This is a genomic window from Bacillus songklensis, assembly GCF_042649685.1.
GTDB classification, from domain to species: domain Bacteria; phylum Bacillota; class Bacilli; order Bacillales; family Bacillaceae_H; genus Bacillus_BA; species Bacillus_BA songklensis.
Genome location: NZ_JBHRZT010000047.1, coordinates 1 through 3,011, shown reverse-complemented (window position 1 = coordinate 3,011; position 3,011 = coordinate 1). Strand labels below are relative to the sequence as shown.

Sequence of the window (3,011 nt, the reverse complement as noted above, 5' to 3'; positions counted from 1 at the left end):
AACTACACATGGCAGGAACTTGAATGCATCATGTTAAATGTGATGACTGCACGTTTGCAACATACTGAACATGAGAATTAGGAAAATTGTTCGTAAAATTAGGATTATACGTATAGTTAAATAAACCTTCAAGCTTATTCAACATAAAAAACCATCCACTTTTAATAGTAAATAGAGGATGGTTTTTTATGAAATGTTATTTATAATTTCTCTAATAATAAATCCGATTATTATTCCAGGAAAAACAAACAACATTGGGAGCCAAACAGGACCCAATAACACTCCAAATATCGTTAAGTTTGAGGAAAAAATCAATCCAACAGTTACAAAAAACGCAGCGAACACATACGGAAGAAAAGAATAAGGGTTTTTCTCTCCGCCTGCATCTTTCACTGCATCCCACATAGAAAAAAGTACAAACAAGGATAAAACATCAACCACTGATAATCCGCATGTTTTATGGCATCACCAATTTCCCCATGAAAACTTAGAAGTATGACCTGATTAAAATTGGCTTGTACATTAATCAGAAATTCAAGTATCAATAAAACTGTGCCTTTAACATACTTTCCGTTTAAATACTGCCCAAACCCAGGAAGTGCAATGCTCCATATTAGTTTTTCAAATGGACTCTTATTCACTTATAGATACCCTAGTAAAATTGTTTTTATTATTTTTCTTTTGCAATTTCTTTTCTATTAGGAGCAAGTGGTGGCTGTTCTAACCACCTATTTTGTACCATAAGATCAAACCATTTTTTTGTTACCATTAGATTTTTTAGGATAATGCTTTCATAAGTGGTTACAAGGTCTGTTCGCATGGCAGATGCTAGACCTGTCCCGTGATACACTTGTGCTGATTGAAACAAGAAACCTGTATGATACAGCATTAACTTATCGGAAAAAGGAGAGTCTGTTGAAGTTGTCACTTCTGTTTCCCACGACCTAGGAACCGGTAAATTATCCGTCTGCATGATTTTCGCGAAGGCTTTTATTTGTTGATCAGCCGTTTTCTCGGAATCCTCTAAAAATTTTCTTACTTCTTTTGTTTGAGCAGCTTGACTAAATGCGATAGAAAGAGTTTTAGCCATAATACTCTTTTTAAGGTTGAAAGAAATACTGATGATTTCTGTTGCAGCTAAACGTCTCCCTTTTCCGAACATTCCATCTGTGAAATCTTGGCTAGAAATAAATTGAGGGTTCTTAGTAGGATAAAATAAAGGGTCTCTCTGAAAATTCCCTTTTTCGAGCAATAACTCTATGGTTTGATGATACATCCTTTTCCCATCATTATCACAGGAATCGTAAAAATACCGTAAGTCCTCCCTGACAGAAACGCCTAATGAAGTTGTGTGTCCTAACAAACCATGTAAAGTCATGATATGTAAATAATTTAAGCAAAATATGTCAGTGAACAATCTCTCTGCACCTTTATTGAGGTCAGATTCAGTAAATCCAATTGGTACTGGAAATCCCTCTTTCTCCATAAAAGTTACGAGTTGTTTCTTTTGTTTTTCGAACGTCTTGATTGCATCCTCAAAAATAATTTTTATTGCTTCATCCTCAATAATAGATAGCATATATCTATTTACTACATCTGTCATTGTTCCGTTTATATACTGCCCCTACAATGTTCCTATTTCAAAAGATGTGAGTTTTAATTGATTCTTATCCACATTATCACCTCCTGGGTATTATTTACTAATGCAGTAAGAGATATGAATTTCTTACTGTACTTTAACAATTTAGATGATGGACAGCTTGAAGATTAAGAAAACATCTCGCTGAATGTTACGAAGAAGAAGGACTCTATGAAGAAGATTAAACTCTTTAGGAAGGCGAATTCATCAGAAAAGGCAAGCACATTACTATGCTCACCTTTTTTCTTACAACAATGAGAATTAGACGATACTTATGGAATACTCAATGCTTAAGTTAAAGATGGCATTCTTAACAAACATTTTAACCTAGAGGTCATATTACTAATTAAGAATGCTGCTCTAATCCCCATAATAATTAAGGTTGGGAATAAGCTAAAAAGAATATTCAAAGTATATCCCTCCACATTAAAGTTTAGTGTTAAATGAAAACACTAGGGTTATTGTTTATTTGAGAAACAAATTTATTCAGTGGAAAACTTAAAAAATAGAAAGTAGCAAAGTTAACTTCAGAGATGTCTTTCTCAAAAAAAGGCAGCCATTATTTCAGCTATCTTTCGCTTTCTTATAAAAACCTTCTAACGATTTAATCATATCACGCCCAGATGTCTTTGACGTTTGATGGTAACCTTCTTCATCACGCATACTCAAGTACCAACTGCCATCGTCATCTTCATTTAATTTATATACCTTATTAGTCATAACATTTGTATAAAAGTCTCCGTCTTTAAGCCTCAAACTATCCCCCCTCTAATATGTATATACCCACCTAGTATACCCAAGATATCGACCTGGAGTCATTGGACGTATATATGAGCAAAAATTGAGGAAAAGACTTATTAATTGCATTTAATCGGTAGAAGTCGGGGATGGTATCGAGTGGACTGGTCCGCAATGTACTCGAAGAGGGCGAAAAAAGCTAGTTGTGCAAGGGAATGAGCACCTATCCAATTTCTCATTTTTATAAAGAAGGAACGTAAAAGGCCCGTACTTTCATAAGTAAGCTACCTCACCCTTCCTCTTTGGAAAAGGCACGAACAAAGTAAGATATGTATCTGATTCATCGCTACAAACGTTCATTTATTTTTCTTTCTAAAAAGAACATTCTTTCATGCCTAGCCAACAGAAGAATCAATCAAGCGAACTGATATAAACGCACGCAAAAAGTATATGTAGTTTGAAATATAATAGCTAAGATATACAAAAAACCGTTCGTAAAAGTCTAACGACAATTTACAGACACCTTTATACGAAGGTAGCGTCAAGATTTTTGTGTAAGAGAGTATTCTCAGATACGTTTTTTAATCTTGGGGGAGGTTGTTTAGTTGTCTTACATGAGACTGAATATTCAGTC

At 34.4% G+C, this 3,011-nt stretch carries 2 protein-coding genes and 1 pseudogene; all 3 read right to left on the bottom strand.

Annotated features, from left to right (window positions below):
* Positions 1-186 precede the first annotated feature (186 nt).
* The 3 genes and pseudogenes from ACFOU2_RS11215 to ACFOU2_RS11205 all read right to left on the bottom strand — a co-directional run bounded on the left by ACFOU2_RS11215 (position 187) and on the right by ACFOU2_RS11205 (position 2,395).
* Positions 187-641: pseudogene (locus tag ACFOU2_RS11215) on the bottom strand (hypothetical protein).
* Between the two features lie 29 nt (positions 642-670).
* Positions 671-1,615 (bottom strand): DUF3231 family protein, encoded by a 945-nt coding sequence (locus tag ACFOU2_RS11210; protein ID WP_377915118.1) that lies wholly within the window; start codon positions 1,613-1,615, stop codon positions 671-673.
* Positions 1,616-2,203: 588 nt separating this feature from the next.
* Entirely contained in the window at positions 2,204-2,395 is a 192-nt protein-coding gene (locus tag ACFOU2_RS11205; RefSeq protein WP_377915116.1) for a hypothetical protein, read from the bottom strand.
* Between the last annotated feature and the right edge of the window lie 616 nt (positions 2,396-3,011).